General features: G+C 71.1%; 24 protein-coding genes and 1 tRNA gene. 12 read left to right on the forward strand and 13 right to left on the reverse strand.

Translation table 11 applies throughout. The annotated features are described in order from the left end of the window. Positions 1-23: 23 nt before the first annotated feature. Positions 24-1,715 (reverse strand): sodium:solute symporter family protein, encoded by a 1,692-nt coding sequence (locus OHS71_RS24060; RefSeq protein ID WP_328481417.1) that lies wholly within the window; start codon positions 1,713-1,715, stop codon positions 24-26. Positions 1,716-1,865: 150 nt separating this feature from the next. On the opposite strand from OHS71_RS24060, the gene galT reads away from it, so the two are divergent. The 3 genes from galT to galK are packed head-to-tail and all read left to right on the forward strand — an operon-like array spanning position 1,866 to position 5,076. Next, positions 1,866-2,927 (forward strand): galactose-1-phosphate uridylyltransferase, encoded by a 1,062-nt coding sequence (gene galT / locus OHS71_RS24065; RefSeq protein WP_328481418.1) that lies wholly within the window; start codon positions 1,866-1,868, stop codon positions 2,925-2,927. Continuing rightward, positions 2,924-3,919 (forward strand): UDP-glucose 4-epimerase GalE, encoded by a 996-nt coding sequence (galE, locus tag OHS71_RS24070; RefSeq protein WP_328481419.1) that lies wholly within the window; start codon positions 2,924-2,926, stop codon positions 3,917-3,919. Before galT ends, galE begins: the two co-directional genes overlap by 4 nt. Beyond that, positions 3,919-5,076 (forward strand): galactokinase, encoded by a 1,158-nt coding sequence (gene galK / locus OHS71_RS24075; RefSeq protein WP_328481420.1) that lies wholly within the window; start codon positions 3,919-3,921, stop codon positions 5,074-5,076. Before galE ends, galK begins: the two co-directional genes overlap by 1 nt. Positions 5,077-5,147: 71 nt before the next feature. Here galK and OHS71_RS24080 read toward each other — a convergent pair whose 3' ends face one another. After that, positions 5,148-5,591 (reverse strand): GNAT family N-acetyltransferase, encoded by a 444-nt coding sequence (locus OHS71_RS24080; protein WP_328481421.1) that lies wholly within the window; start codon positions 5,589-5,591, stop codon positions 5,148-5,150. Positions 5,592-5,872: 281 nt separating this feature from the next. Between OHS71_RS24080 and OHS71_RS24085 the strand changes: the two genes are divergently transcribed. Next, positions 5,873-6,640: a response regulator transcription factor gene (locus OHS71_RS24085; protein WP_328481422.1), complete on the forward strand. Its 768-nt coding sequence runs from the start codon at positions 5,873-5,875 to the stop codon at positions 6,638-6,640. Here OHS71_RS24085 and OHS71_RS24090 read toward each other — a convergent pair. Continuing rightward, a complete protein-coding gene (locus OHS71_RS24090; RefSeq protein WP_328481423.1) occupies positions 6,599-7,096 on the reverse strand; it encodes a MarR family winged helix-turn-helix transcriptional regulator in 498 nt (165 codons plus the stop codon). The two genes, OHS71_RS24085 and OHS71_RS24090, sit on opposite strands and share 42 nt — an antisense overlap. A gap of 89 nt (positions 7,097-7,185) precedes the next feature. Between OHS71_RS24090 and OHS71_RS24095 the strand changes: the two genes are divergently transcribed. The 3 genes from OHS71_RS24095 to OHS71_RS24105 all read left to right on the forward strand — a co-directional run bounded on the left by OHS71_RS24095 (position 7,186) and on the right by OHS71_RS24105 (position 8,592). Next, positions 7,186-7,983: a trans-aconitate 2-methyltransferase gene (locus tag OHS71_RS24095; RefSeq protein ID WP_328481424.1), complete on the forward strand. Its 798-nt coding sequence runs from the start codon at positions 7,186-7,188 to the stop codon at positions 7,981-7,983. 1 nt (position 7,984) lies between these two features. After that, a complete protein-coding gene (locus tag OHS71_RS24100) occupies positions 7,985-8,353 on the forward strand; it encodes a VOC family protein (protein WP_328481425.1) in 369 nt (122 codons plus the stop codon). A gap of 65 nt (positions 8,354-8,418) precedes the next feature. Next, a complete protein-coding gene (locus OHS71_RS24105; RefSeq protein ID WP_328481426.1) occupies positions 8,419-8,592 on the forward strand; it encodes a CsbD family protein in 174 nt (57 codons plus the stop codon). Positions 8,593-8,842: 250 nt separating this feature from the next. Here the strand turns inward: OHS71_RS24105 and OHS71_RS24110 are convergent, their stop codons facing one another. Beyond that, positions 8,843-9,529 (reverse strand): TetR/AcrR family transcriptional regulator, encoded by a 687-nt coding sequence (locus OHS71_RS24110; RefSeq protein ID WP_328481427.1) that lies wholly within the window; start codon positions 9,527-9,529, stop codon positions 8,843-8,845. Further along, entirely contained in the window at positions 9,526-10,536 is a 1,011-nt protein-coding gene (locus tag OHS71_RS24115; RefSeq protein WP_328481428.1) for an acyl-CoA desaturase, read from the reverse strand. Before OHS71_RS24115 ends, OHS71_RS24110 begins: the two co-directional genes overlap by 4 nt. Before the next feature lie 313 nt (positions 10,537-10,849). Here OHS71_RS24115 and ppc point away from each other — a divergent pair, with 313 nt between their 5' ends. Then, positions 10,850-13,591 carry a phosphoenolpyruvate carboxylase gene (gene ppc, locus OHS71_RS24120; RefSeq protein ID WP_328481429.1) on the forward strand — a complete coding sequence of 914 codons (2,742 nt, stop codon included), beginning with the start codon at positions 10,850-10,852 and terminating at the stop codon, positions 13,589-13,591. Positions 13,592-13,724: 133 nt separating this feature from the next. On the opposite strand, the gene OHS71_RS24125 is transcribed toward ppc, so the two are convergent. The 6 genes from OHS71_RS24125 to OHS71_RS24150 form a co-directional block, all read right to left on the reverse strand. Next, positions 13,725-14,357 carry a hypothetical protein gene (locus OHS71_RS24125; RefSeq protein ID WP_443047029.1) on the reverse strand — a complete coding sequence of 211 codons (633 nt, stop codon included), beginning with the start codon at positions 14,355-14,357 and terminating at the stop codon, positions 13,725-13,727. Positions 14,358-14,399: 42 nt separating this feature from the next. Further along, positions 14,400-15,002, reverse strand: coding sequence for an aminoacyl-tRNA hydrolase (gene pth / locus OHS71_RS24130; protein ID WP_328481431.1), 603 nt, complete (start codon positions 15,000-15,002; stop codon positions 14,400-14,402). Between the two features lie 138 nt (positions 15,003-15,140). Beyond that, a complete protein-coding gene (locus tag OHS71_RS24135) occupies positions 15,141-15,725 on the reverse strand; it encodes a 50S ribosomal protein L25/general stress protein Ctc (RefSeq protein ID WP_328481432.1) in 585 nt (194 codons plus the stop codon). A gap of 203 nt (positions 15,726-15,928) precedes the next feature. After that, entirely contained in the window at positions 15,929-16,903 is a 975-nt protein-coding gene (locus tag OHS71_RS24140) for a ribose-phosphate diphosphokinase (protein WP_328481433.1), read from the reverse strand. A gap of 134 nt (positions 16,904-17,037) precedes the next feature. After that, complete coding sequence (glmU, locus tag OHS71_RS24145) at positions 17,038-18,486, reverse strand: bifunctional UDP-N-acetylglucosamine diphosphorylase/glucosamine-1-phosphate N-acetyltransferase GlmU (protein WP_328481434.1); 1,449 nt, start codon at positions 18,484-18,486, stop codon at positions 17,038-17,040. Between the two features lie 115 nt (positions 18,487-18,601). After that, positions 18,602-18,673: transfer RNA gene (locus tag OHS71_RS24150), tRNA-Gln, on the reverse strand. Positions 18,674-18,964: 291 nt separating this feature from the next. Here OHS71_RS24150 and OHS71_RS24155 point away from each other — a divergent pair. Beyond that, entirely contained in the window at positions 18,965-20,251 is a 1,287-nt protein-coding gene (locus OHS71_RS24155; protein ID WP_328481435.1) for a sensor histidine kinase, read from the forward strand. A 60-nt stretch (positions 20,252-20,311) separates the two neighbouring features. Here OHS71_RS24155 and OHS71_RS24160 read toward each other — a convergent pair whose 3' ends face one another. Both OHS71_RS24160 and OHS71_RS24165 read right to left on the reverse strand, forming a co-directional pair. Then, positions 20,312-20,806, reverse strand: a complete 495-nt coding sequence (locus OHS71_RS24160) for an SUKH-3 domain-containing protein (protein ID WP_328481436.1) — start codon at positions 20,804-20,806, stop codon at positions 20,312-20,314. A gap of 113 nt (positions 20,807-20,919) precedes the next feature. Next, positions 20,920-21,507, reverse strand: coding sequence for a YwqJ-related putative deaminase (locus OHS71_RS24165; RefSeq protein WP_328481437.1), 588 nt, complete (start codon positions 21,505-21,507; stop codon positions 20,920-20,922). Between the two features lie 305 nt (positions 21,508-21,812). On the opposite strand from OHS71_RS24165, the gene OHS71_RS24170 reads away from it, so the two are divergent. From OHS71_RS24170 to OHS71_RS24180, 3 genes are all read left to right on the forward strand, one after another. Then, positions 21,813-22,820, forward strand: coding sequence for an SMI1/KNR4 family protein (locus OHS71_RS24170; RefSeq protein ID WP_328481438.1), 1,008 nt, complete (start codon positions 21,813-21,815; stop codon positions 22,818-22,820). A gap of 8 nt (positions 22,821-22,828) precedes the next feature. After that, complete coding sequence (locus OHS71_RS24175; RefSeq protein ID WP_328481439.1) at positions 22,829-25,717, forward strand: SUKH-4 family immunity protein; 2,889 nt, start codon at positions 22,829-22,831, stop codon at positions 25,715-25,717. Between the two features lie 189 nt (positions 25,718-25,906). After that, positions 25,907-26,794, forward strand: coding sequence for a cellulose-binding protein (locus OHS71_RS24180; RefSeq protein WP_328481440.1), 888 nt, complete (start codon positions 25,907-25,909; stop codon positions 26,792-26,794). Positions 26,795-26,903 lie beyond the last annotated feature (109 nt).

A 26,903-nucleotide genomic window follows, 5' to 3' on the forward strand; every position in this document is an offset into this window, starting at 1 on the left:
TCCCGCGGTGGTCGCGGCCGGGCTCAGAACGAGAACGGGATGTAGCAGACGGCGGCCAGGATCACCGCGCCCCAGCCGAGCAGGGCCGGGCGCCGGTACCACGCGTCGTCGCCCGCCGCCGGCGGCTCGGCCATGCCGGGGGAGACGGTGCCGTAGACCAGGCCCTGGAGTTCCTCGGCCGGCTTCGGGGCCGTGAACAGCGACACGATCACCATCACGACCGCTCCCGCGACGAAGCCCGCGATCGCCGACACGAAGTTCGCGCCCTGGTCGGTGGGGATGCCGATGATGTCCTGCTTGTAGAGGACGAAGTAGTTCACCATCGCGGCCGTGGTGCCCGCGAGCAGACCCCAGAAGCCCGATTTCTTCGACGCCCGCTTCCAGAACATGCCGACGATGAAGACCACGAACATCGGCACGTTGAAGAAGGAGAACAGCGTCTGGAGGTAGCTCATGATGTTCGAGAAGGACGACGCCAGGAACGCCGTGCCCACCGAGGCGGCCACACCGATCGCCGTGATCAGGCGACCGAAGCGGACGTAGTAGGCGTCGTCCCGCCCCAGCACCACGTACTTCGCCCAGATGTCGGTCGTGAAGACGGTGTTGAACGACGAGATGTTCGCCGCCATGCCCGCCATGAACGCCGCCAGCAGACCCGTCACGGCGATGCCCAGCACGCCGTTCGGCAGCAGCTCCTGCATGAGGTACGGGATCGCGTCGTTGTACTGGAGGTCCGAGCCGCTGGTGCCGATCTTCGGCACCAGGACCGCCGCCACCAGGCCCGGGATCATCACCAGGAACACCATGAAGACCTTCGGGTAGGCCGCGATGAGCGGGGTGCGCTGGGCGGCCGACAGGTTCTTCGCCGACAGGGCGCGCTGCACTTCGGCGAAGTTCGTCGTCCAGTAGCCGAAGGACAGGACGAAGCCGAGCCCCAGCACGATCGTCAGCCAGTTCGCGCCGAGGGGGTTGGCGCTGCCGATGCCCGTGCCGCCCCAGGCGGTGACGAAGTCGTCCCCGTGGGTGGCGGTCAGCTTGTCGGTGAGGCCGCCCCAGCCGCCCACCTTCTTCAGGCCCAGCACGGACAGCGGGATGAGGGCCGCCAGGATCACGAAGAACTGGAGGACCTCGTTGTAGATCGCCGAGGAGAGGCCGCCGAGGGTGATGTACGCGAGGACGAAGAAGCCCGCCACCACGATCGCCACCCACTGCGGCCAGCCCAGCAGCGCCTCGACGACGATCGCCAGCGCGTACAGGTTCACCCCGGCGATCAGGATCGCGGCGAAGGCGAACAGGGCCGAGCTGAGCAGGTGGGCGGCCTTGTCGAAGCGCAGCAGCAGCATCTCCGGCACCGAGCGGACCTTGCTGCCGTAGTAGAACGGCATCATCACCAGGCCCAGGAACACCATCGCCGGGATGGCCCCGATCCAGTACCAGTGGACGGTGTACGCGCCGTACTGCGCGCTGTTGGCGGCCATGCCGAGGATCTCGGTGGCGGCCAGGTTGGCCGAGATGAACGCGAGGCCCGTGATCCAGGCGGGCAGTGAGCGGCCGGAGAGGAAGAAGTCGAGGCTGGTCTTCACCGAGCGCCGGGCGGCGAAGCCGATGCCCAGGACCACGACGAAGTAGATGCCGAGGATCGTGTAGTCGAGCCAGTTCGTCGGGAGGCGTAGCTCTGCCGCCAGCTGTGCTGCCGCGTGTGGGGGGGTTCGCATGCCCTTGCTCACTTCTTTTGGTGTTCTTTGTTTGGTTGTGGTGGTGACTCGCGTGGGGTTTTATGGTTTTATGTGTTTGGTTCTGTTGGAAGCTTCGCTAGGTGTACGAATCTGGGTCCGCGGGTCCAGAGGTACGGAGGAGAGTCGTCGGTGAAGAAGACCTCGACCCGCTTGGCCGACGGTCGTGAGCTGATCTACTACGACCAGCGGGACGACTCGGTGCGCGACGCGGTGGACAGACGTCCGCTGGACCCCACGGTCACCACTTCGGAGGTACGGCGGGACCCGCTGCTCGGCGATTCCATCGCCGTCGCCTCGCACCGGCAGGGGCGCATCTACCACCCGCCGGCCGACGAGTGCCCGCTCTGCCCCTCCCAGGGAGACCGGCTCAGCGAGATCCCGGACTCCTCGTACGACGCCGTCGTCTTCGAGAACCGCTTCCCCTCCCTGGCCGGTGACTCCGGGCGCTGCGAGGTGGTCTGCTTCACCTCCGACCACAACGCGTCCTTCGCCGACCTCGACGAGGAGCAGGTGCGACTGGTCCTCGACGCGTGGACGGACCGGACGTCCGAGCTGTCTCATCTGCCCTCCGTGGAACAGGTGTTCTGCTTCGAGAACCGCGGCGCCGAGATCGGTGTGACTCTGGGTCACCCGCACGGGCAGATCTACGCCTACCCCTTCACCACTCCGCGCACCGCCCTGATGCTGCGTTCGGTCGCGGCGCACAAGGAGGCGACAGGCGGGGAGAACCTCTTCGACGCCGTCCTGGCACGCGAACTCGCGGGCGAGCGGGTCGTCCTGGAGGGTGAACACTGGGTCGCGTTCGTGCCGTACGCGGCGCACTGGCCCTACGAGGTGCACCTCTACCCCAGGCGCCGGGTGCCGGACCTGCTCGCCCTCGACGAGGACGCGCGCACAGAGTTCCCCAAGGTCTACCTGGAACTCTTGAGGCGCTTCGACCGGATCTTCGGCGAAGGTGAACCGCCCACGCCGTACATCTCCGCCTGGCACCAGGCGCCGTTCGGCGCGCTGGAGGAGTTCGAGGGTGTCAACCGCGACGACTTCGCGCTCCATCTCGAGCTTTTCACCATTCGCCGCACTTCCGGCAAGCTGAAGTTCCTCGCGGGCTCCGAATCGGGCATGAACGTCTTCATCAACGACGTGCCGCCGGAGTCCGCGGCCCGGCGACTGCGAGAGGTAGCGAGTTCATGAGCGGCACCACCGGCACGAGCGGCAAGTATCTGGTCACGGGTGGCGCGGGATACGTCGGCAGCGTGGTCGCCCGGCACCTGCTGGAGGCAGGCCACGAGGTCGTCGTCCTCGACAACCTCTCCACCGGTTTCCGCGAGGGAGTCCCGGCGGGCGCCTCGTTCGTCGAGGGCGACATCCGCGACGCCGCCAAGTGGCTCGACGACTCCTTCGACGCCGTGCTCCACTTCGCCGCGTTCTCGCAGGTCGGCGAGTCCGTCGTCCAGCCCGAGAAGTACTGGGACAACAACGTCGGCGGCACCATGGCCCTGCTCGGCGCGATGCGCGAGGCCGGTGTGCGCAAGCTGGTCTTCTCGTCGACGGCGGCGACCTACGGCGAGCCGGAGCAGGTCCCGATCGTCGAGACCGCGCCCACCCGGCCGACCAACCCCTACGGCGCCTCCAAGCTCGCCGTCGACCACATGATCAGCGGAGAGGCCGCCGCCCACGGGCTCGGCGCCGTCTCCCTGCGGTACTTCAACGTGGCCGGCGCGTACGGCGAACAGGGCGAGCGCCACGACCCCGAGTCGCACCTCATCCCGCTCGTCCTCCAGGTCGCGCAGGGCCGCCGCGAGGCGATCTCGGTCTTCGGCGACGACTACCCGACCCCGGACGGCACCTGCGTCCGCGACTACATCCACGTCGCCGACCTCGCCGAGGCCCACCTCCTCGCCGTCGCCGCCGCCGAGCCGGGCGAGCACCTCATCTGCAACCTCGGCAACGGCAACGGCTTCTCCGTGCGCGAGGTCATCGAGACCGTCCGCGAGGTCACCGGCCACCCGATCCCCGAGGTCGTGGCCCCTCGGCGCGGCGGCGACCCGGCCGTCCTCGTCGCCTCGGCGGCCACCGCCCGCGAGCGGCTGGGCTGGAAGCCGTCCCGCGCGGACCTCGCCGGTATCGTCGCGGACGCGTGGGCGTTCGCGCAGCACATCGCAAGCAGCGCAAGGGAGTCGTAGTGGGGGCACAGGAAGTACGCGAGGGTTTCGTCCGGCTGTACGGGGCCGAGCCCGACGGCGTCTGGGCGGCGCCCGGCCGCGTCAACCTCATCGGCGAGCACACCGACTACAACGACGGCTTCGTGATGCCCTTCGCGCTGCCGCACACCGCCGTCGCGGCGGTCTCCCGGCGGACGGACGGCCTGCTGCGGCTGCACTCGGCCGACCTCGACAGCGGTGTCGCCGAACTGCGCCTGGACGACCTGGTCCCGGCGTCCGACACGAACTGGACGGCGTACCCGGCCGGAGTCGTCTGGGCGCTGCGCGAGGCCGGCCACGCGGTGACCGGCGCCGACATCCACCTGTCCTCGACGGTCCCGTCGGGCGCGGGCCTGTCGTCGTCCGCGGCACTGGAGGTCGTCGTCGCCCTGGCGCTGAACGACCTCTACGACCTCGGACTCCAGGGCTGGCAGCTCGCCCGGCTGTGCCAGCGCGCCGAGAACGTCTACGTCGGCGCTCCCACCGGCATCATGGACCAGACGGCGTCCGCCTGCTGCGAGGCCGGCCACGCGCTGTTCCTCGACACCCGGGATCTCTCCCAGAAGCAGATCCCCCTCGACCTGGCGGCCGAGGGGCTGCGGCTGCTGGTCGTCGACACCCAGGTCACGCATGCCCACAGCGGCGGCGAGTACGGCAAGCGCCGGGCCGGCTGCGAGAAGGGCGCCGCCCTCCTCGGCGTCGACGCGCTCCGCGACATCGCGTACGCCGATCTGGACGCGGCCCTCGCCCGCCTCGGCGACGAGGAGGAGGTCCGCCGTCTGGTCCGTCATGTGGTGACGGAGGACCAGCGTGTGGAGCAGGTCGTCGCGCTCCTGGAGTCGGGCGGCGACTCCCGTGCCGTCGGCCCGGTCCTGACGGCGGGTCACGCCTCGCTCCGGGACGACTTCCGGGTCTCCTGCCCCGAGCTGGACCTCGTCGTCGACACGGCTCTCGCGCACGGTGCGCTCGGGGCGCGGATGACCGGCGGCGGCTTCGGCGGTTCGGCGATCGTGCTGGCCGAGGCCACCGACGTCGAGGGTCTCACCAAGGCCGTCGAAGAGGCCTTCGCGGCGGCGGGCTTCAAGGCTCCGCGGGTGTTCGAGGCGGTGCCCGCGGCGGGGGCGCGCCGGCTGGGCTGAGTAGTGCGTGGGGGCGGTGGGGTGCGGCTGCCGCCGTCCCGCCGCCCCTTCCCGTTCCGTCCCCGCGTCACCTACCCCAGTCGCTTCGTCAGGGTGAACTCCGTCAGGCCCGGGGGGTAGTCCTCGATCGTGCACACCACCTCGTAGCCCTGCCGCTTGTAGAACTCCGGTGCCTGGAAGTCCCAGGTCTCCAGGCGGGCGTGGTCGCAGCCGCGCTGTTGCGAGGCGATGTGTTCCGCCTCGGCGAGGAGGCGGGTGCCGAGGCCCGAGCCGCGATGGCGGGCGTCGACCCAGAGATAGGTGACGTGGAGCCAGGCCGTCCAGGTGTGGCCCACCAGGCCGCCGGCCAGTTCACCGCCGGGACCGCAGGCCCAGATGTGCAGAGGCGACTCGCGTTCGGCGGGGGTGCCGCGCAGGGCGCGCAGGACCGGGGAGGCCTCGGTGTTGGCGGCGAGCAGCCGGGAACGAAGAAGATCGCGGCGGTTCCTGTCGACTTCTGTCTCAAGACGAAACATGCGGCACACCATAAACGCGGCGGCGGACCAGTTCTGCCATTTGCCTTCCGCTGTACGCCCGCAGCCCTACCCTGTGAACAGTGCCGGTGGGGGCCGGTGCTGATCAGGGGGCGAGACAGTCGGGTACGGCGCCCGCGGTGGGGGTAACAGTCTCTGCACGGCGGCGGCCGTCGCGGTAGTGGCATCCCCATCGGGCGTCGTATCCGCGCCGGTCCTCGTTCTCCGTCTCCGGACCTTGGGGTATCCCCTGCTCTGTCAAGGAGCCTGGGGAAGGGGGTTTCGTGGTTCGCATTCGTGTACTGGTCGTCGACGACCACCGTATCTTCGCCGAGTCGCTCGCGGCGGCGCTGGCCGCCGAGCCCGATGTCGACGTGTCCGCGGCCGGCAGCGGCCCGGCGGCACTGCGCAGCCTGGAGCGCGCGGCCGCCGAGGGGCGCCGGTACGACGTGCTGCTCGTCGACGCCGATCTGGGCGCCGCCCTGCCGGGCATACGGCCCGCGGTGCCCGTGCAGGAGGTGGGGGAGGACGGGCTCGTCGACGGTATCTCGCTGGTCGTGGGGGTCCGCAGCGCGCAGCCGCAGGTCCGGATCGTCGTCCTCGCCGAGAAGGACGACCCGCGCCGCGCGGCCCTCGCCCTCCAGGCCGGGGCGTCCGGCTGGGTGGCGAAGGACTGCTCGCTGTCCCGCCTGCTGACGGTCATCCGGGGCGTGCTGCGCGAGGAGACCCATCTGCCTCCCGCCCTGCTCACCGGCGTCCTGCGGGAACTGACGGCCGCCCGCAAGCACCGCACCGAGAGCGAACGGCTGGTGGAGTCCCTCACGCCGAGGGAACGGGAAGTGCTGCGCTGCATGGTCGCGGGGCTGGGCAGGAAGGCGGTCGCCGAGCGGCTGTACCTCTCCCCGCACACCGTCCGCACCCATATGCAGAACGTGCTGGGCAAGCTGGGCGTGCACTCCACCCTCGCCGCGGTGGCGCTCGCGCGCCGGGCGGGCGTCGGACCGGTGGACCTAGCCGGGGATGTTGTCGAACGGGGCGGTCAACTGGCGTAGCAGGCCCGCCAGTTCGCCGCGCTGGGCCTGGGAGAGCTCGGCCAGGATGGCCCGTTCCTGGTCGAGTAGCCCGGCGAGCGCCTGGTCGGCGCGGTCCTTGCCGTCGTCCGTGAGGCGGACGAGCACACCCCGGCGGTCGCTCGGGTCCGGCAGCCGCTCCACCAGCCCCTTCTTCGCGAGCCGGTCGATACGGTTCGTCATCGTGCCCGAGGTCACCAGCGTCTGCGTCAGCAGCTGCCCCGGCGAGAGCTGGTACGGGGCCCCCGCGCGCCTGAGCGCCGTCAGGACATCGAACTCCCACGGCTCGAGCTGGTGCTCGGCGAACGCCAGCCGGCGTGCGCGGTCCAGGTGCCGGGCCAGTCTGCTCACCCGGCTGAGTACTTCCAGCGGCTCCACGTCGAGGTCCGGGCGCTCCCGGCGCCACGCTGCGACCAGCCGATCGACCTCGTCCTCCATGACGATCAGTGTAGTGGTTGTGTCGACATGAAGTCTCTTGATATCAAGTCTCTTGACATCAAGATAAATGACGGGGGAAAGTACGGCACATGACGACCAACCCCACCTGGGACCCCGCCCAATACCTGCGTCACGCCGGTCATCGCGCCCGCCCCTTCGCCGACCTCCTCGCCCGCGTCCCCGGCCTCCCCGGCGACCCGCCCCGTATCGCCGACCTCGGCTGCGGACCCGGCAGCCTCACTACCGTCCTCGCCGACCGCTGGCCCACCGCCCGCGTCACCGGGTACGACAACTCGCCGCAGATGCTCGCCGACGCGGCGGCGCACGCGGGGGAAGGCCTCGACTTCGCCCACGCCGACCTCACCACCTGGTCGCCACGGGAGACGTACGACCTGCTCGTCTCCAACGCCGCCCTTCAGTGGGTGCCGGGCCACCTCGACGCCTTCGCCGGCTGGCTGGAAGGACTCGCCCCCGGTGGCACCTTCGCCTTCCAGGTCCCCCACAACATCGACGCGCCCCTGCACGCCCTCATGCGCGAGCTGGGCGGCAGCGCCCGCTGGAGGAGCCGCCTGGGCCATGTCCTGCGCCACGAGGACTCCGTCCACGCCCCCGGCGTCTACCTCGACCGGCTGGCCCGCCTCGGCTGCGCCACCGACGTCTGGACGACCACGTACTTCCATCTGCTCCAGGGCGACGACCCCGTCCTCGACTGGGTCAAGGGCACCGGCCTGCGCCCCGCCCTCGACGCCCTCGCCGACGACCCCGAGGCCCGCGACGCCTTCGTCACCGAATACCGCGACCTGCTCCGCGAGGCCTATCCGGCCGCCGAGTACGGCACCGTCCTGCCGTTTTGCCGCCTGTTCGCGGTGGCCACGAAGGGAGCCTGACGTGCTGACCGCCGTCGATCATGTGCAGCTCGCCGCCCCGCCCGGCGCCGAGGACAGGCTGCGCCGCTTCTACACCGGCACCCTCGGCATGACCGAGGTCCCCAAGCCGCCGGTGCTCGCGGCCAAGGGCGGCTGCTGGTTCCGCGCGGGGTCCGTGCACCTGCACCTGGGGATCGAGCCGGGCTTCCGGCCCTCGGAGAAGGCCCACCCCGGGCTGCGGGTCACCGGCATCGAGGCGTACGCCGCCCGCATCGAGGCCCACGGCACGCCGGTCACCTGGGACGCCGATCTGCCGGGACACCGCCGCTTCTACGCTCGGGATCCGGTCGGCAACCGGCTGGAGTTCCTGGAACCCGACGGCGAGGTTTGAGGGACGCGGGGCGGGCCACCCGTAGTGAGGAGACCACACGCAGACCTGACTGGGAGTGATGGACAGTGGCAGGCGAGCAGAAGTCCAAGGCGAAGATGGAACAGGCCAAGGGCAAGGCGAAGGAAGCGGCCGGCCGCGCCGTGGGCAACGAGCGGCTCGAGGCCGAGGGCCGCGCCGACCAGGCGAAGGGCGACGCCCGGCAGGCCAAGGAGAAGACCAAGGACGTCTTCAAGCACTGAGACGTCTGCGGCCGTCGAGACGTCGTCCGGCGGGGAGACGTCTTCGAGCACTGACGCGTACCGACGCGCCGCAGGCGGCGACAGGAGACACACGAGCGGGGCCCCGACCACGAAGGTCGGGGCCCCGCTCGCGCCTGGGTGGATCGTCTGCGTGGATCCCGTCCGGATCGTCTGTGTGGATCCCGTCCGCCACTCCGCCCGGGCCGGCTGCGCCGGCGCGGACGGTCCTGCGTGATCCGCCGAACGGCGTCTAGGCCTTGCGGCGCCCGATCAGATGCGGCTTGGCCTCCAGTCCGTCCAGCCCGTGCCACGACAGGTTCACCAGGTGTGCCGCCACCTCGGCCTTCTTCGGCCGGCGCACGTCCAGCCACCACTGGCCCGTCAGGGCGACCATGCCGACCAGGGCCTGGGCGTAGAGGGGGGCCAGTTTCGGGTCGAAGCCGCGGTTCTTGAACTCGCGACCCAGGATGTCCTCCACCTGTGTCGCGATGTCGGAGATCAGCGAGGCGAACGTGCCCGTCGACTGCGGGATCGGGGAGTCGCGGACCAGGATGCGGAACCCGTCCGTGTACTCCTCGATGTAGTCGAGGAGCGCGAACGCCGCCTGTTCCAGCAGCTCCCGCGGATGGCCGGCCGTCAGGGAACTCGTCACCATGTCCAGCAGGCGGCGCATCTCCCGGTCCACCACGACGGCGTACAGCCCCTCCTTGCCGCCGAAGTGCTCGTACACCACCGGCTTGGAGACCCCGGCCTTCGCCGCGATCTCCTCCACCGACGTGCCCTCGAAGCCCTTCGCCGCGAACAGGGTGCGTCCGATCTCCAGCAACTGCTGCCGGCGCTCCGCCCCCGTCATGCGGGTACGTCGCACGCGCCGCGGCTTCGCTTCGCCATGGGGACTGGAGGTATTGCTGGGATCGGTGGCCACGCCGTCAATCATGCCGCCTCGGCGGTCGCCTTCTCCTGCCGGGAACCGTCCTCACCCGGGTTGCGACGCGAATCGATACGCGAGCGTGACGGCCAGCGGACGTCGTACGCCCAGCCGAGCATCTCGAACCACCGGATGAAGCGGGCCGAGGAGTCCACCTGGCCCCGCATCACCCCGTGCCGCGCCGATGTGGGGTCGGCGTGGTGCAGGTTGTGCCAGGACTCGCCGCAGGACAGGATCGCCAGCCACCACACGTTGCCCGAACGGTCCCGCGACTTGAACGGGCGCTTGCCCACCGCGTGACAGATCGAGTTGATCGACCAGGTCACGTGGTGCAGCAGGGCCACCCGCACCAGCGAGCCCCAGAGGAACGCCGTGAACGCGCCCCACCAGGACATCGTCACCAGCCCGCCGACCAGCGGCGGGATCGCCAGCGACGCCACCGTGAAGAGGACGAAGTAGCGCGAGATCGCACGGATCGCCGGGTCCTTGATCAGGTCGGGCGCGTACTTCTCCTGCGGTGTCTGCTCCTCGTCGAACATCCATGCGATGTGGGCCCACCACAGGCCCTTCATCAGGGCCGGGAGCGTCTCGCCGAACCGCCACGGCGAATGCGGGTCGCCCTCCGCGTCGGAGAACTTGTGGTGCTTGCGGTGGTCCGCCACCCAGCGCACCAGAGGCCCTTCGACCGCCAACGAACCCATGACCGCCAGCGCGATCCTGAGCGGCCGCTTCGCCTTGAACGAACCGTGCGTGAAGTACCGGTGGAAGCCGATCGTGATGCCGTGGCAGCCGAGGAAGTACATGAACACCAGCAGACCGATGTCCAGCCAGCTCACCCCCCAGCCCCACGCCAGCGGCACCGCCGCCAGCACCGCCAGGAACGGGACGATGATGAAGATCAGCAGCGAGATCTGCTCGATCGAACGCTTCTGCTCGCCACCCAACGTGGCAGAGGGCGTGGTGGTGTCGGGCGCCTTCAAAGGGTCATCGATCACGTTGGAGCTGCCTGTGGTCATGCGCGTCCCCTGGGGGGTCTGGGATTGAGGGAGATGCCGTGCCACGGCAACCGTGGAAGGCCACACGTCGAACCGGTGTGACGCTCCCTACGGGTCCGTAACCTACGGCATCGTAAGTATGGCAGTGCGTTGCCCGGCGGCAAGAGCCCGCCAACCTGCGCGTCCCCGCGGACACCTATCCTTGGAGACAGTCGGACAGCGCGGTCCGCTTCCTTTCCTTCCCGGATGTCCGGCCCCTCATGCGACGCCCGCCTCGGGGCCGACGTCCGGGTTCCCACCCGGACGAGCTTCAACACTGCAAGGAGCCGCACCTGTGAGCAGTGCCGACGACCTTGGCCAGGCCACCACAACCAACAGCACCGACCTGCGCGCCGACATCCGCCGACTGGGTGACCTCCTCGGTGAGACCCTCGTCCGGCAGGAGGGCCCCGAGCTCCTCGACCTCGTCGAGAAGGTCCGCCGCCTCACCCGTGAGGACGGCGAAGCCGCCGCCGAACTGCTGCGGGGCATCGAACTGGAGACCGCGGCCAAGCTGGTCCGCGCCTTCTCCACCTACTTCCACCTCGCCAACGTCACCGAGCAGGTCCACCGCGGCCGCGAGCTGCGCGAACGCCGCGCCGCCGAGGGCGGTCTCCTCGCCCGCACCGCCGACCGCCTCAAGGACGCCGACCCCGAGCACGTCCAGCAGACGGTCCGCCACCTCAACGTCCGCCCCGTGTTCACGGCGCACCCCACCGAAGCCGCGCGCCGGTCGGTACTCAACAAGCTCCGGCGCATCGCCGCGCTCCTCGAGACCCCCGTCATCGAGTCCGACCGCCGCCGCCACGACACGCGCCTCGCCGAGAGCATCGACCTGGTGTGGCAGACCGACGAACTGCGCGTCGTGCGCCCCGAGCCCGCCGACGAGGCCCGCAACGCCATCTACTACCTCGACGAACTCCACGCGGGCGCCGTCGGCGACGTCCTCGAGGACCTGACGGCGGAACTGGAGCGCGTCGGCGTGAAGCTCCCCGACGACACGCGCCCCCTCACCTTCGGCACCTGGATCGGCGGCGACCGCGACGGCAACCCCAACGTCACCCCCCAGGTGACCTGGGACGTTCTCATCCTCCAGCACGAACACGGCATCAACGACGCCCTGGAGATGATCGACGAACTCCGCGGTTTCCTCTCCAACTCCATCCGCTACACGGGCGCCACCGAAGAACTGCTGGCGTCGCTCAAGGCCGACCTCGAACGGCTGCCCGAGATCAGCCCCCGCTACAAGCGACTCAACGCCGAGGAGCCCTACCGCCTCAAGGCCACCTGCATCCGGCAGAAGCTCGAGAACACCAAGCAGCGCCTCGCCAAGGGAACGCCCCACGAAGCCGGGCGCGACTACCTCGGCACCAGCGAGCTCCTCGCGGACCTCACCCTCATCCAGACCTCCCTGCGCGAACACCGCGGAGGTCTGTTCGCCGACGGCCGGATGAACCGCACCATCCGCACCCTCGCCGCCTTCGGCCTCCAGCTCGCCACCATGGACGTCCGCGAGCACGCCGACGCCCACCACCACGCCCTCGGTCAGCTCTTCGACCGCCTCGGCGAGGAATCCTGGCGCTACACCGACATGCCCCGCGAGTACCGCACCAAGCTCCTGGCCAAGGAACTGCGGTCCCGCCGCCCGCTGGCGCCGACCCCGGCGCCCGTGGACGCCGCCGGCGAGAAGACCCTCGGCGTCTTCCTCACCGTCAAGCGGGCCCTGGAGGTCTTCGGACCCGAGGTCGTCGAGTCCTACATCATCTCCATGTGCCAGGGCGCCGACGACGTCTTCGCGGCAGCGGTCCTGGCCCGCGAGGCCGGACTCGTCGACCTCCACGCCGGTTGGGCCAAGATCGGCATCGTGCCGCTGCTGGAGACCACCGACGAGCTCAAGGCCGCCGACACCATCCTCGAGGACATGCTCTCCGACCCCTCCTACCGGCGCCTCGTCGCGCTGCGCGGAGACGTCCAGGAAGTCATGCTCGGCTACTCCGACTCCTCCAAGTTCGGAGGCATCACCACCAGCCAGTGGGAGATCCACCGCGCCCAGCGCAGGCTGCGCGACGTCGCCCACCGCTACGGCGTGCGCCTGCGCCTCTTCCACGGCCGCGGCGGCACCGTCGGACGCGGCGGCGGCCCCTCCCACGACGCCATCCTCGCCCAGCCCTGGGGCACCCTGGAAGGCGAGATCAAGGTCACGGAACAGGGCGAGGTCATCTCCGACAAGTACCTCATCCCCTCCCTGGCCAGGGAGAACCTGGAACTGACGGTCGCCGCGACGCTACAGGCCTCCGCCCTGCACACCGCGCCCCGCCAGTCCGACGAGGCCCTCGCCCGCTGGGACGCCGCCATGGACGTCGTCTCCGACGCCGCCCACGCCGCCTACCGGGCCCTCGTCGAGGACCCCGACCTCCCGCCCTACTTCTTCGCCTCCACCCCGGTCGACCAGCTCGCCGACCTGCACCTCGGATCACGCCCCTCCCGCAGGCCCGACTCCGGCGCCGGGCTCGACGGCCTGCGCGCCATCCCGTGGGTCTTCGGCTGGACCCAGTCCCGCCAGATCGTCCCCGGCTGGTTCGGCGTCGGCTCCGGGCTCAAGGCACTGCGCGACGCCGGGCTCGACCGGGTCCTGGACGAGATGCGCGACCAGTGGCACTTCTTCCAGAACTTCGTCTCCAACGTGGAGATGACCCTGGCCAAGACCGACCTGCGCATCGCCCAGCACTACGTCGACACCCTCGTCCCCGACGACCTCAAGCACGTCTTCGACCGCATCAAGGCCGAGCACGCGCTCACCGTCGCCGAGGTACTGAAGATCACCGGCGAACCGGAACTGCTCGACGCCACGCCCGTCCTCAAGCAGACCTTCACCGTCCGCGACGCCTACCTCGACCCCATCTCCTACCTCCAGGTCACGCTGCTCAAGCGCCAGCGCGACGCCGCGGCCGCCGGCGCCGAACCCGACCCGCTCCTCGCCCGCGCCCTCCTCCTCACCGTCAACGGCGTCGCCGCGGGCCTGCGTAACACCGGCTGACCTACCCGACCGTCACCGGCATGCCGAAGGGGTGCGCCCCCTGGTTCGCACGAACCAGGGGGCGCACCCCTTCGACGTCACGTCCCTTCGCCCGGACGCGGCTCACCCGGACCGCCGGCCCGTCACCGCCGGCTCACACCGCCACGAACGCCGCCGTGAGCAACGCCAGCCCCGACCCCGCCAGCACCCAGCCCGCCCGCACCCGCCCCAGACCGCCCGCGACGACCACCGACGCCAGCAGCAGCGCACCACCGAACGGCACCCACGCGTACAGGACCCCGGCCGGACCCGACCGCACCACCTCGTCACTGCCCGGCTTGATCACCACGGTGTACGTGCCGCCGCTGCGGACCGCCACCGACTTGTCGATCACCACACGCGCGCGTGCCGTCGATCCCGCCGACAACGGCGTGTACGGCCCCGCACACATGTCCTCACCGCACCGCGTCACCTCGACGGTGCCCTGCTCCCGGCCCTTCGTCAGCATCACGTGCTGCGCGGACCCCCAGGAACCCCACACCCCCGCGAGAAGGATCAGCACGGACACCAGACCCATCGCCGCGACCCGACCGAACCGCAACGCGGTCCCCGGGACCGAGCTCCTGGCGGAGCCGGAGGCATGGGCAGAGCTCGGACCACGGACCTCGGGCGATCCCTTGCCCTTGGCCGACCCTGACCCCTTGCCCGGTCTCTTGGCCGATCGCTTACGGGAGTGGGCCCGGCGGCGGTGGGACGAGGCGGCGGTGGCAGGCATGGCGGGGATCATTGGCCATGCCTGAACGACCCGTCAACCTCTGTGGGCGACAAGTCAGGAGTTGTACGTGCTTTGAGCCCGCTCCAACCCCTCCAGCACCAGGGCCTCGACCGCGTCCGCCGCGCGATCCACGAGGTAGTCCAGCTCCTTGCGCTCGGCCGAGGAGAAGTCCTTGAGCACGAAGTCCGCCACCTGCATCCGCCCCGGCGGCCGGCCGATCCCGAACCGCACCCGGTGGTACTCCGCGCCCATCACCTTCGTCATCGACTTCAGGCCGTTGTGCCCGTTGTCCCCGCCGCCCAGCTTCAACCTCAGCACGCCGTAGTCGATGTCCAGCTCGTCGTGCACGGCCACGATGTTCGCCACCGGCACCTTGTAGAAGTCCCGCAACGCGTTCACCGGCCCGCCCGACACGTTCATGAACGACATCGGCTTCACCAGCACCACCCGCCGGCTTCCCGTGCCCGGCGGACCTAGCCGCCCCTCGACCACCTGGGCCTGCGCCTTCCCCGCCCGCTTGAACCTTCCGCCGATCCGCTCGGCGAGCAGATCCGCCACCATGAAACCGACGTTGTGCCGGTTCATGGTGTACTCCGGACCGGGATTGCCGAGACCCGCGATCAGCCAGGGGGCACTGGCATCGGTCGTCACGTCCATGTCTCCTCGACTCCACGCAGGAACTAACTCGCAGGGACTAACTCGCAGGTACCGGCTCGCGGGTACCGCACGCCGGGACCATACGCAGGCCGCCGCTCCCCGGGGGGAGCGGCGGCCGACGGGATGGCGCTACGAGGATCAGGCCTCGGTGGACTCGGCCTCGGCGTCCGCCGGGGCCTCCTCCGCCTGGGCGGCCAGGATCTGGAGGACGACGGCGTCCTCGTCGATCGCCAGCGTGGTGCCCTTGGGGAGCGGGATGTCCTTCGCCAGGATGGAGGCGCCGGCCTCCAGGCCCTCGATGGAGACCGTGACCGACTCGGGGATGTGCGTGGCCTCGGCCTCGACGGTCAGCGTGCTCAGCACGTGCTCGAGCAGGTAGGCGCCCGGGGCCAGCTCGCCCTCGGTGTGCACGAACACCTCGACGTTGACCTTCTCGCCGCGCTTCACGAGAAGAAGGTCGACGTGGTCGAGGAAGCCCTTGATCGCGTCGCGCTGCACGGCCTTCGGGATGGCCAGCTGGGTCTTGCCGTCGATGTCCAGGCTGAGCAGGACGTTCGGGGTACGCAGCGCGAGCTGGAGCTCGTGGCCCGGCAGCGTGATGTGCACCGGGTCGGCACCGTGGCCGTAGACCACGGCGGGAACCTTGCTGGCGCGACGGATGCGGCGGGCGGCGCCCTTGCCGAACTCGGTGCGGGTCTCGGCTGCGAGCTTGACCTCGGCCATGTTCACTCCTCGTGGAACTGGGAAAAGTTGGTCACCAGTCACCCGGCCAAACCATCGGCCTGCTACGAAGAGCGCGTCGATAACGGACCGCCGTACACACGTGCGGAACACGTGTACGGCCTCCCTCGCCGAGCAACTTGGACAGTTTACGCAGCGGGAAGGCCGTACACGAAATCGATCTGTCCGGAACTAGAGAAGAACCGTCACTGCTCGTCGAACAGGCTCGTCACCGAACCGTCCTGGAACACCTCACGCACCGCGTTCGCGATCGTCGGCGCGATCGACAGGACGGTGATCTTGTCGACCTCCAGCTCACCCGGCGTCGGCAGGGTGTTCGTGAAGATGAACTCGCTGACCTTGGAGTTCTTCAGGCGGTCGGCCGCCGGACCCGACAGCACACCGTGCGTCGCGGTCACGATGACATCCTCGGCGCCGTGCGCGAACAGCGCGTCGGCCGCCGCGCAGATCGTGCCGCCCGTGTCGATCATGTCGTCGACCAGCACGCAGACGCGGCCCTTGACCTCGCCCACGACCTCGTGGACCGTCACCTGGTTCGCCACGTCCTTGTCGCGCCGCTTGTGCACGATCGCCAGCGGCGCACCCAGCCGGTCGCACCAGCGGTCCGCGACCCGCACCCGGCCCGCGTCCGGGGACACGACGGTCAGCTTCTCGCGGTCCACCTTGCTGCCCACGTAGTCGGCGAGCAGCGGCAGCGCGAAGAGGTGGTCCACCGGGCCGTCGAAGAAACCCTGGATCTGGTCCGTGTGGAGATCGACCGTCAGGATCCGGTGGGCGCCCGCGGTCTTCATCAGGTCCGCGATCAGACGGGCCGAGATCGGCTCCCGCCCGCGGTGCTTCTTGTCCTGACGGGCATAGCCGTAGAACGGCACGATCACGGTGATCGAACGGGCCGACGCGCGCTTCAGGGCGTCGATCATGATCAGCTGTTCCATGATCCACTTGTTGATCGGAGCCGTGTGGCTCTGGATCAGGAAGCAGTCCGCGCCACGCGCCGACTCCTGGTACCGCACATAGATCTCGCCGTTGGCGAAATCGAAGGCCTTCGTCGGGACGACCCCGACACCCAGCTGGTGGGCGACCTCCTCGGCAAGCTCGGGGTGGGCGCGGCCGGAGAAGAACATCATCTTCTTCTCGCCGGTCGTCTTGATCCCGGTCACAGCACTGTCTCCTCAGAGGTGTCTCAGCTGGATGTCGAGAAACCTCGCCGCTGGGCGCGACGCGGCCGTCTCAGCTGGTGGGGTGCGGGTGTGCACTTATCACGGTACGCCGTGTTCGACGTGCCCGTTTCCGGTCAGCTTTCGCCTTCGGCCTGGCGAGAGGCCGCCTCGGCCGCCTTCGCGGCCGCGCTGCCCGGACGCTTGCGGGCCACCCAGCCCTCGATATTCCGCTGCTGACCACGGGCCACGGCCAGCGAACCGGGCGGCACGTCCTTCGTGATCACGGACCCGGCAGCGGTGTACGCGCCGTCCCCGACCGTGACGGGAGCCACAAACATGTTGTCCGAACCCGTCTTGCAGTGTGAGCCGACGGTCGTGTGGTGCTTGCTCTCCCCGTCGTAGTTGACGAAGACGCTCGCCGCGCCGATGTTGCTGTACTCGCCGATCGTCGCGTCACCGACGTACGACAGGTGCGGGATCTTCGTCCCTTCGCCGATCGAGGCGTTCTTGGTCTCCACGTAGGTGCCGATCTTGCCCTTCGCCCCCAGCCGCGTGCCGGGACGCAGATACGCGTAGGGCCCCACCTTCGCGTCCGCGCCGATGCGGGCGCCGTCGGAGACGGTGTTGTCCACCCGGGCTCCCGCGCCCACCACGGTGTCCTTCAGCCGGCTGTTCGGACCGACCTCGGCGCCCTCGCCGAGGTGGGTGGCGCCCAGCAGCTGCGTGCCCGGCTGCACGACCGCGTCCTGCTCGAACGTGACGGTGACGTCGACCCAGGTCGTCGCGGGGTCGATCACGGTCACGCCCGACAGCATCGCGGCCGTCAGCAGCCGCTCGTTGAGGATCCGGCGGGCCTCGCTCAGCTGTACCCGGTTGTTGATCCCGGCGATCTCCCGGTGATCGGCGGCGACCGACGCGCCCACCCGGTGACCGGCCTCGCGCAGGATCCCGAGGACGTCGGTCAGGTACTCCTCGCCCTGGCTGTTGTCCGTACGGACCTTCTTCAGGGCGTCCGCCAGCAGCTGCCCGTCGAACGCGAACACCCCGGAGTTGATCTCACGGACCGCCAGCACCGCCTCGGAGGCGTCCTTGTGCTCCACGATCGCGGTGACGGCGCCCGAGGCGTCGTCGCGCACGATCCGCCCGTAGCCCGTCGCGTCCGGCACCTCGGCCGTCAGCACGGTGACGGCGTTGCCGTCCGCGTGGTGCGTGGCGGCGAGCTGCACCAGGGTCGCGCCGGTCAGCAGCGGGGTGTCGCCGCAGACGACGACCACCGTCCCGTCGACACCGCCGCCGAGCTGCTCCAGCCCCATCCGGACGGCGTGCCCGGTGCCGTTCTGCTCCTCCTGCACCGCGGTACGCACCCGCGGGTCGATCTCGCTCAGATGCGCGGTGACCTTCTCGCGCGCGTGCCCTACGACGACGACCAGGTTCTCGGGGTCCAGTTCACGGGCCGCGGCCAGCACATGTCCCACGAGGGAGCGGCCGCTGATCTCGTGCAGGACCTTCGGTATGGCCGACTTCATACGGGTGCCCTCACCCGCTGCGAGAACGACGACGGCTGCCGGGCGATTGGCGCTCACGGAAGTTGCCCTTCGGCTGTGGAGTGGGGTGGGACACCCGAAGGATACCGGGGCGTTTCCTGGGGGACATGGGAGCGGGCCCCGACCTTGCGGTCAGGGCCCGATTCGTGTAGAGCTCCCCCGCCAGGACTCGAACCCGGACATATGGCACCAAAAGCCACAGTGCTGCCAATTACACCACAGGGGAACAATATCGGCTTAACCGGACATTCAGTCAGGCTGCCGAACGGCACCTCCTACTATGCCGTACCGCCGGCCTTCGACGCGACGGTGTGGGTCGGCGGTACGGAGCGCGGCACCCGGGGGCAACCGTGGTGCCCCGGGCCGACATTGGCGCGGTTTGTTTTGCGTTTTGCGGTTGTGTCCCCTGAGATGCGGATTCCCGTCCGTTTCGGGGCTGTTCGGTTACGGAGTGTGGTGTGGGGCGGTCGCGGAAAGTCGCCGGAAAAGCCGGGGGGCGCGCCCGTAGGCTGGAGGCATGACCACGACGGGGGAAGAGGACACGGCGGCCCGGGGAGGGCCGCTGTGGTGGCCCAGACGGCGGAGCGCGGCGTTCGACTGGAGCCTGGGGCTCGTGTCAGCCGTGGAGTGCGCGGTGGAGGGGGTTCCGTTCGCGCGGGACGCCGGGATCCCGCCCGGGGTGGGGGTGGTGTTCGGGCTGCTCGCCGGTTCCGTGCTGGTGGTGCGGAGGAAGTGGCCCATCGCCGTGGTGCTGGTGTCGATCGCGATCACCCCGGCCCAGATGGGTTACCTGATGGGCATCGTGGGGTTGTACACCCTCGCGGCGTCGGAGCTGCCCCGGCGGATCATCGCCTCGCTCGCCGGGATGCAGTTGGTGGGCACGCTGATCGTGACGTTCGTGCGGGTGCGTCAGAGCATGGACCAGGGCCGGCTGACCATCGGCGACTGGTTCATCCCGTTCGCCGCCATCACGACCTCGCTCGGCCTCACCGCGCCGCCGCTGCTGCTCGGTCTGTACGTCGGTGCCAGGCGGCGGCTCATGGAGAGCCTGCGGGAACGGGCGGACAGCCTGGAGCGGGAGTTGCAGCTGCTCGCGGAGCGGGCGGAGGAGCGGGCGGAGTGGGCGCGCGGCGAGGAGCGGACGCGGATCGCGCGCGAGATGCACGACGTGGTCGCGCACCGGGTGAGTCTGATGGTCGTGCATGCCGCGGCGTTGCAGGCCGTCGCGCGCAAGGACCCCGAGAAGGCGGTGCGCAACGCGGCGCTGGTGGGGGACATGGGGCGGCAGGCGTTGACGGAGCTGCGGGAGATGCTCGGGGTGCTGCGCAGTGGTGGTGCGGGGGAGCGGTCGGCCTCCGCGCCGTTCGTGGCGGTGGGGGTGGCCGCGGCCGTGGTGGTGGAGGAGGGCGAGGGGCCGTGTCTGTCGGAACTCGATGAGCTGGTGGGACAGTCGGCGGCTGCGGGGATGGTGGTGGAGCTGTTGGTGGAGGGGGAGGTGAGGCCGTACGCGCCGGAGGTGGAGCAGACGGCCTACCGGGTGGTGCAGGAGGCGCTGACGAACGTGCACAAGCATGCGGGGGGCGCCAAGACGCATGTGCGGCTGGCGCATCGGGAGGGGGAGATCGCGATGCAGGTGGAGAACGGGGCGCCGCCGGAGTCGGGGCCGGCGTCGGCGCGGCTGCCGTCGGGGGGCAACGGCCTGGTGGGGATGAAGGAGCGGGTGGTGGCGCTGGGCGGGGTGTTCGTGTCGGGCCCCACCGAGGCGGGGGGTTTCCGGGTGTCGGCGGTCATCCCGGCGTCGTAGGCGTCGTAGGCGCGGGTGGCCGGGGCAGGCGGGGCCGGGCTGGGGGATTGTGCGGGCCGGTCAGTCGGCCGTCAGGCGGACCGGCTCGATGCCGGCGGTGAGCGCGCCGAGGGCCTGGTCGATGTCGGGGCCGAGGTACCAGTCGCCGGTGTGGTCGAGGGCGTAGACGCGGCCTTCGGCGTCGATGGCGAGGAGGCCCTGGCTGTCGGTCTCGGCGCCGAGGGGGGCCACGTCGGTGTCGAGGGCGCGGCCGAGGTCGACCAGGGTGCGGGCCAGGTGGAGGCCGTGGAGGGGGTCGAGGTGGAGCGTGGTGGGGGCCACCTGGCGGCCGGGCCCGGCGGGTGTGATCGTGAGGCCGCCGAATTCGGCCCAGGCCTCGACGGCGGCGGGGAACACGGCATGACGGTGGCCGGCCGGCGAGGTGTGTTCGCGCAGGGTGTCGGCCCAGATCTCGGCCTGTTTGATGTCCCAGCGTCCGGGTTGCCAGCCCGCGGCGCGCAGAGCGGCGTCGACGGGGACGGGGAAGCGGGTGGTGGACGTGCGGTCGGGGTGCATCGGCCCTTCGTTCGTCGAGCTGGTGGTGCGGGGCCCGGTGGGGCCGTCGTGCTGTCGTGCGGCGCCCGATGGGGCCGTCGTGGTGATGTGCGGGTGCGGGTGCGGGACGGCGGTCAGTCGTCCGTCGGGGACGGTTCGACGATGCGGACGCCGAAGTGTGCGCTGAGGGCCGTGCAGGCGCGGCAGGGGGTGGCGAAGCTGCCGTGCAGGGGGTCGCCGTCCTCGCGGATGCGGCGGGTGGTGAGCTTGGCCTGCTTGAGGGTCTTGCGGGCTTCGCCGTTGGTCATGGGGCGTCGTGCGGCGCGTCTGCTGCGGGCGGCGTCGGCCGCGGTGAGGTGGCGGGAGATGAGGAGCGCCTCGGCGCAGCGGCCGGTGAAGCGGTCGCGCTGGGCGCTGGTGAGGGTGTCGAGGAAGTCCTGGACGAGGGGGTGCAGGGACGGCGGCTGGTCGCCGCGCGCGGCGGTGCTGGTGAGGGTGGCGCCGCGGACGGAGAGGGCGGCGGCGACGGTGGGGAGTATGCCGTCGCGGCGGTGGCGCAGGGTGGGTGCGTGGGGGGCCTCGGTGGCGGACCAGCCGATGCGCGGGTCGCCGGACGGACCGGTGCGCGGGTCGCCGGCCGGGCCGCTCTCGTAGGCCGCCGTGCCGCCGGTGCGCAGGCTTTCCGACCTGCCGGTGTGTGACCCCGTCTGTGTCGCGTTCATGATCATCTTCCCCTCCGTGCATCCCCCGGAGGTCACAGGGTGCCAAATGGCGTGGCCGGTGCGGAAGCTGGGGCGCTGCGACACGCCCGGGTTTGGGCGGGCAGTCACGGCAGGGTGACGGCTGGTCACGGAAGCGGAGGGCCGGTGACCCCTGTCGTCGTACCGCATAGGCTGTCGGCACCGTCGGCGCGCGGTTGACGCGCGTTGGAGATTGTTGGAGACAGTCGATACGGGGCGTGGTGGGTGGGTCCGGAAGCGGAACCGGCCGCTGCGGGCCGTACAGAGTGCCGCAGGGGGCAACCGCCATGACGACAGGTCGGCTCGGGCAGCAGGCCGCGCCACCGAACGCGGCTTACGCCGGGCAGGTCGTGCATTTCCCGGACCCGGTCCGGGCGGCACGGCACCCGAGGGGCGTTCGGATGGACGAGCGGGGCTTCCCGGACTTCTCGCCGTATGCGCGTGCCGCCGCGGAGATCGCGGATCCGCCGGAGGGTTTCGGCGTGGACGAGCTGCGGCTGACGGACTACGTGTCGGCGAACGCGGCCCTGGCGGCTTCGGGTCACACGTTGTGGGACACGGTCCCGAGCGTGGCGACGCCGCACGGCTGGACATGGCACCACGTGGTGGGCTCCCGGCGCCTCGAACTGGTTCCCGTCGAGGTGAAGGCGTTGCTGCGGCACCACGGCGGGGTCTCGTCGGCGGTGGTGGACCAGTCGAAGCGGGGAACACGGCCGTTGCAGGAGACGCGTCCGGCGCACTTCGGGCTGCCGAAGTCGGGTGTGGCCGTGACGGAGCAGCAGGTCCAGGGCGTCGAGGAGGACCTCGGATACCGGCTTCCGGGGGCCTACCGTTCGTTCCTGAAGGCGGCGGGCGGCTGTGCGCCGGTGGGCGCGGCGTTGGACGCGGAGCTCGGACTCCTCGTCGACCAGCCGTTCTTCACCGTGCGGGACGAGGCCGCGGTCAACGACCTGGTGTACGTGAACAAGTGTCTTCGTGATCATCTGACGAAGGACTACCTGGGCGTCGGCTTCGTGCAGGGCGGGCTGCTGGCCGTGAAGGTGCGGGGCGAGCGGGCCGGTTCGGTGTGGTTCTGCGCGTACGACGACGTGCGGGACGTGGACCCGGGGTGGTCGCCGGCCCAGCGCATGGAGCGGTTGCTGCTGCCGTGCGGTGAGGACTTCGACGTCTTCCTGTCGAGGCTGGCCGGTAATCCGCCGGAGTTGGCGACGGTGGCGAATCTGATGGTGGACGGCGGCTTCGCGCGTGCCGTGCCGGTGGCCGCGGCGTCCTCGGCGTCCGCGGCGGGGGAGTGAGCTGGACGATGGTGACGTTCGCGCAGGCGCAGGAGCGCGCCGAAGAGTGGATCAACGGGGATGTGCCGGCGTACCAGCATCGCGAGGTGCGGGTGCGGGAGTTCGAGCTCGGGTTCGTGGTCTGGGCCGAGGACCGCGCGGAGGGCCCCCGTTCGGACGGGGGCGCGCAGCGACTGGTGATCGCCCGGGACAGCGGGGAGGCCACCTTGTGGCCGGGGGTGCCGGTGGGCGAGGTGATCCGCCGGTACGAGGAGGAGTACGGCCGTCCCGACGGCCCTGCCGACGCGGTGCCGGCGCCCGCGGCACGGGTGGATCTGAATCAGACGTCGTTCCTGTTGTCGCCGCCGGAGTGGTTGCAGGAGGCGGCGGACAAGCTGGGGATCGCGGATCGGCGGGGCTCCGGTCCCGGGAACGGCGAGGCATCCGGCGAGGCCGCTTCGGGGAACGGCGAGGCGCCTTCGGACGCTGCCCCGGTGCCGGGGCGGGCGTCGGGGCCGGAGGCGCCCTCGGGGGCGTCCTCCGCTTCGGGTCCCGCGTCGGGTGCGGGTGTGTCCTCCGGTGGCGCGCCCGGAAGCGGTGATCCCTCGCTGCCCCGGACACAGGGCGGGGCACCCGGCAACTCCCTGCCCGAGACGCAGGCAGGGGTGCCTGCGGGCCCGGGTGCCGCACCGGCCGGTGGGCCGGCCGCCCCCTCCGCTCCCGCCGGGGCGACGCCGTGGGCGGGGACGGACACCAATGCCGACGCCGGAGACGATCGTTCCGTGCCACTGCCCGCGACCGTGTTCGCGCCGCCGCTGAGCGGTTCCGACGACGAGTCGGTACCGCCGGTGTCCGCGCCCGACGCCAAGACGGCGTTGATCTCGGGCGGCAGCAGGCTCCCGCCGACGGCGGTCTCGCCCGCGCTGGACCCCTCGGGGCGGCCGGGTGGTGCGGGGACGGGGAACACTCCGCCTCCCGCGGCCCCTCCTGCTCCCGCGGCTCCTGCGCCGTCCGGTCCGTCCGGTTCTTCGTACGGTTATCCGCAGGGGCCGGGCGCACCCGGTGGTCCGGGCACGCCGCCCCCGCCCGGCGGGTCCTCCTACGGTCATCCGCAGGGTGCGGGTGTGGGGGCGGGCGCTCCGCCACCGCCGGCCGGTCCGGTCGCGCCGGCGCGCCCGCTCGCGCCGAACGCCGGCGACATCGCCGACGCCGCGACCAGCAAGGCGGCGCCGCCTCCGCGTCGTAACCGGGGTGGAGGGGCGCAGCCGCCGCCTCCGCCGGGCGCTCCCGGTGCGCCGGGCGCGCGGCCGGGGAATCCACCTGTGCCGCCGCCTCCCGGCCCCGGTGCGCCCGGTGCTCCGGCGGGCGGTTACGTGCCCACGCAGCTCGTGTCGGCACTCGGCGCCGACGGTCTCGCGGGCCCGGGCGGGCCCGGTGCGGCGGGCGCTCCGCAGCCTCCCGGTGCTCCTGGCGCTCCCGGTGTGCCGGGCGCGCCCGCCGGGCCGAACCCGCCGGAGGGTACGCCTCCCGGCGGCGTCCACCATGCCGCCACGATGCTTGCCGACCCCGGTCGAATGGGACCGGGCGCGCCGCAGCCTCCGAGCGCCCCCGGTGCCGGTGGTGCTCAGGGCGCTCCCGGTGGGCCCGGCGGACAGGGCGAGCCGGGCGCTGTTCACCACGCGCGGACCATGTTCGCCGGTCCCCCGGCGGGTGGCCCCGGTGCGCCTCCGCCGCCGCAGGCCCCCGGTGCTCCCGGCGGCCCCGGTTTCCCCGGTGCTCCCGGGGCGCCCGGCGTGCCCGCGCCTCCCGGTTTCCCGGGCGCCCCGGGCATGGCTCCGGGCGCTCCCGGTATGGCGCCGGGCGGGGCCCGGCCGCCGATGCCGCCGCCCGGCGGACCGGTGCCCGGGCAGCCGCCCGCGTACGGGTATCCGCAGCAGCAGGGGCTGCCGACGGTCGGCCCGGGCTACCAGGCCGTGCTGCGCTACCGCGCGCAGGACGGCTCGGAGCAGCAGCTGATCCGGCGCTCGGCCCCGGGTACGCCGCACCCGGAGTGGCAGATCTTCCACGAGCTGCGGGCGATGAACGTGCCGCCGGACCAGGTGCTGGAGCTGCACACGGAGCTGGAGTCGTGCGAGCTGCCGGGCGCGTACTGCGCGCGGATGCTCCGCGAGCAGTGGCCGCAGGCGCGGATCACGAGCATCGCGCCGTACGGCACGGATCACGCGAGCCGGCAGCAGGGCATGCAGCAGTTGCTGGCGCATCAGGGCGAACTTCACCAGGTGGCGGACGGGCCGGCGCGTCCGGCGCCCGTTCGTGCGCCGTTGCCGCCGGTGCAGGCGTCGCCGCCGGTTCCGCCGGAGGCGATCGGGCAGGAGCTGGCGGCGGTCTTCGGGCCGGCGGTGTTCCGCTTCGAGCAGGCCGCGGTGTCCCGGCAGGGAGTGCCTCCGGTCGTGGCGCACACGCTGGTGGTGGCGGGTCTGCCGGCGGACATGGGGCCGTTCTTCTGGGCGCAGGCCCAGCCGGGCAGGCCGGTGCCGACACTGGCTGAACTGGCTGCCGAACGGGGTGTGCAGCCTGCGTCGGACGCGGGCTCGTACCTCGTCATGGGCACCGACTTCGGCAAGGCGATCTGTGTGCAGTACGGGACGGCGAACATCGTCGCGGTGCCCGTGGAGGCGGGGCCGGGCGGTGCGCCCGTACCGCCGCAGTTCGTGAACACCGGGCTGCCGGAGTTCGCGCGCTGTCTGGCGCTGCTCGGGCGGATGTGGCGGCTGCGGTTCGGTCTGAACCAGGAGCAGGCGGGCCGCTGGACGGTCGACTTCCAGGCCCAGTTGGCCTCGCTCGACCCGGCGGCGCTCGGTTCGCCCGAGAGCTGGTGGTCGGTGCTGCTGGAGCAGATGTGGGACGGCCTGCTGTGACACGTTCGCCGCGCTGACACCCTGTGTGTCGAGGGCCGGGCCGGGTTGTATGACCGGGCCCGGCCTTTTGTGTACTCAAGTGCCCATGACGTGCGCACGGAGTGTCGCTTTATGAACGCTTAAGCCTGATACATCAAGATATGCCCGAAGTATTCATTTCGCGGCTGTCTGGTGGAGAGGGGCTACAGGATGAGCAGTGCACGGGTGTCACCACCGGGGTTCGTGACCGTTCTCGGGCGCGGCTATCGGCCCAAAGAGGTCGACACGTATACCGCCTCGCTCTCCGCCGAACGCGACGCCGCCTGGGAGAGGGTGGCCCGGCTCACCGTGCTCGCCAAGGAGATGGCGGTGGAGGCCGAGCGGTTGCGTGAGGCCGTGAAAGGGATCGGGCCGCAGGCGTACGGCGCCCTCGGGGAGCGCGCACGGCGCGTGTTCCAGCTCGTGCAGGAAGAGGCGGCGGAAGTGCGCGAGCACGCCCGCTCCGAAGCCCAGGAACAGGTCGCGCAAGCCGAGGCGCGCGCTGCCGCCGTGCGCAGTGTGGCGCAGGAACAGGCGGACGCGATCCGGACGGAGGCCAAGGAATACGCCCATCGGCGGCTGCTCGCCGCGCGTGCCGAGGCCCACGGGATCCGTGTCGGTGCCCGGCGCAAGGTGAAGGAGTTCCGCGCCGAGGCGCTCGCGGCGCTGCGCGAGGTGCGGCAGGCCACCGCGAGCCTGCTCGTCGATCCGAAGAGGGAGCAGGCCGAGCAGTGGGCCGCGGCGGAGCGCGAGGAGGTCGAGCGCGCCGCCGACCTCGACGCGCACCATGCCCGGTTGATGGCCCGTGCCGAGGAGGCCGTGGCCGAGGCGCAGAGGGAGGTCGCCGAGGCCGGGGAGCTGTCCCGTCGGCGCGACGAGGAGGCACGCGTGCGTGCCGCCCAGATCGTCGCCGAGGCCCGCCTCAAGCAGGGCCGCATCGCACAGGAGACGGAACGGGTGCTGCGCAAACACAGCGAGCGCTCGGACGAGGTGAGGGCGCACATGGACCAGGTGCAGGAAAGCCTGGCGGCGCTTACGGGGCGTGCGGTGGAGCAGTGAACTCGTCGGTGACCCGCCGTGCGGCGCCGGCGGGGCAGGGCGCCGGCAGGCCGAGGGTGTGTACCGGAAGCCGGCGTCGATCGCGTCCCGGGTGACGGCGGGCCGGCCG

This window comes from Streptomyces sp. NBC_00377 (assembly GCF_036075115.1).
GTDB lineage: Bacteria > Actinomycetota > Actinomycetes > Streptomycetales > Streptomycetaceae > Streptomyces.

Coding starts and splice junctions, on each gene's coding strand:
- OHS71_RS24060 (WP_328481417.1), bottom strand. CDS start 1,715: ATGCGAACCCCCCCACACGCGGCAGCACAGCTGGCGGCAGAGCTACGC.
- galE (WP_328481419.1), top strand. CDS start 2,924: ATGAGCGGCACCACCGGCACGAGCGGCAAGTATCTGGTCACGGGTGGC.
- OHS71_RS24080 (WP_328481421.1), bottom strand. CDS start 5,591: ATGTTTCGTCTTGAGACAGAAGTCGACAGGAACCGCCGCGATCTTCTT.
- OHS71_RS24090 (WP_328481423.1), bottom strand. CDS start 7,096: ATGGAGGACGAGGTCGATCGGCTGGTCGCAGCGTGGCGCCGGGAGCGC.
- OHS71_RS24095 (WP_328481424.1), top strand. CDS start 7,186: ATGACGACCAACCCCACCTGGGACCCCGCCCAATACCTGCGTCACGCC.
- OHS71_RS24110 (WP_328481427.1), bottom strand. CDS start 9,529: ATGATTGACGGCGTGGCCACCGATCCCAGCAATACCTCCAGTCCCCAT.
- OHS71_RS24115 (WP_328481428.1), bottom strand. CDS start 10,536: ATGACCACAGGCAGCTCCAACGTGATCGATGACCCTTTGAAGGCGCCC.
- OHS71_RS24125 (WP_443047029.1), bottom strand. CDS start 14,357: ATGATCCCCGCCATGCCTGCCACCGCCGCCTCGTCCCACCGCCGCCGG.
- pth (WP_328481431.1), bottom strand. CDS start 15,002: ATGGACGTGACGACCGATGCCAGTGCCCCCTGGCTGATCGCGGGTCTC.
- OHS71_RS24135 (WP_328481432.1), bottom strand. CDS start 15,725: ATGGCCGAGGTCAAGCTCGCAGCCGAGACCCGCACCGAGTTCGGCAAG.
- OHS71_RS24155 (WP_328481435.1), top strand. CDS start 18,965: ATGACCACGACGGGGGAAGAGGACACGGCGGCCCGGGGAGGGCCGCTG.
- OHS71_RS24160 (WP_328481436.1), bottom strand. CDS start 20,806: ATGCACCCCGACCGCACGTCCACCACCCGCTTCCCCGTCCCCGTCGAC.
- OHS71_RS24165 (WP_328481437.1), bottom strand. CDS start 21,507: ATGAACGCGACACAGACGGGGTCACACACCGGCAGGTCGGAAAGCCTG.
- OHS71_RS24170 (WP_328481438.1), top strand. CDS start 21,813: ATGACGACAGGTCGGCTCGGGCAGCAGGCCGCGCCACCGAACGCGGCT.
- OHS71_RS24175 (WP_328481439.1), top strand. CDS start 22,829: ATGGTGACGTTCGCGCAGGCGCAGGAGCGCGCCGAAGAGTGGATCAAC.
- OHS71_RS24180 (WP_328481440.1), top strand. CDS start 25,907: ATGAGCAGTGCACGGGTGTCACCACCGGGGTTCGTGACCGTTCTCGGG.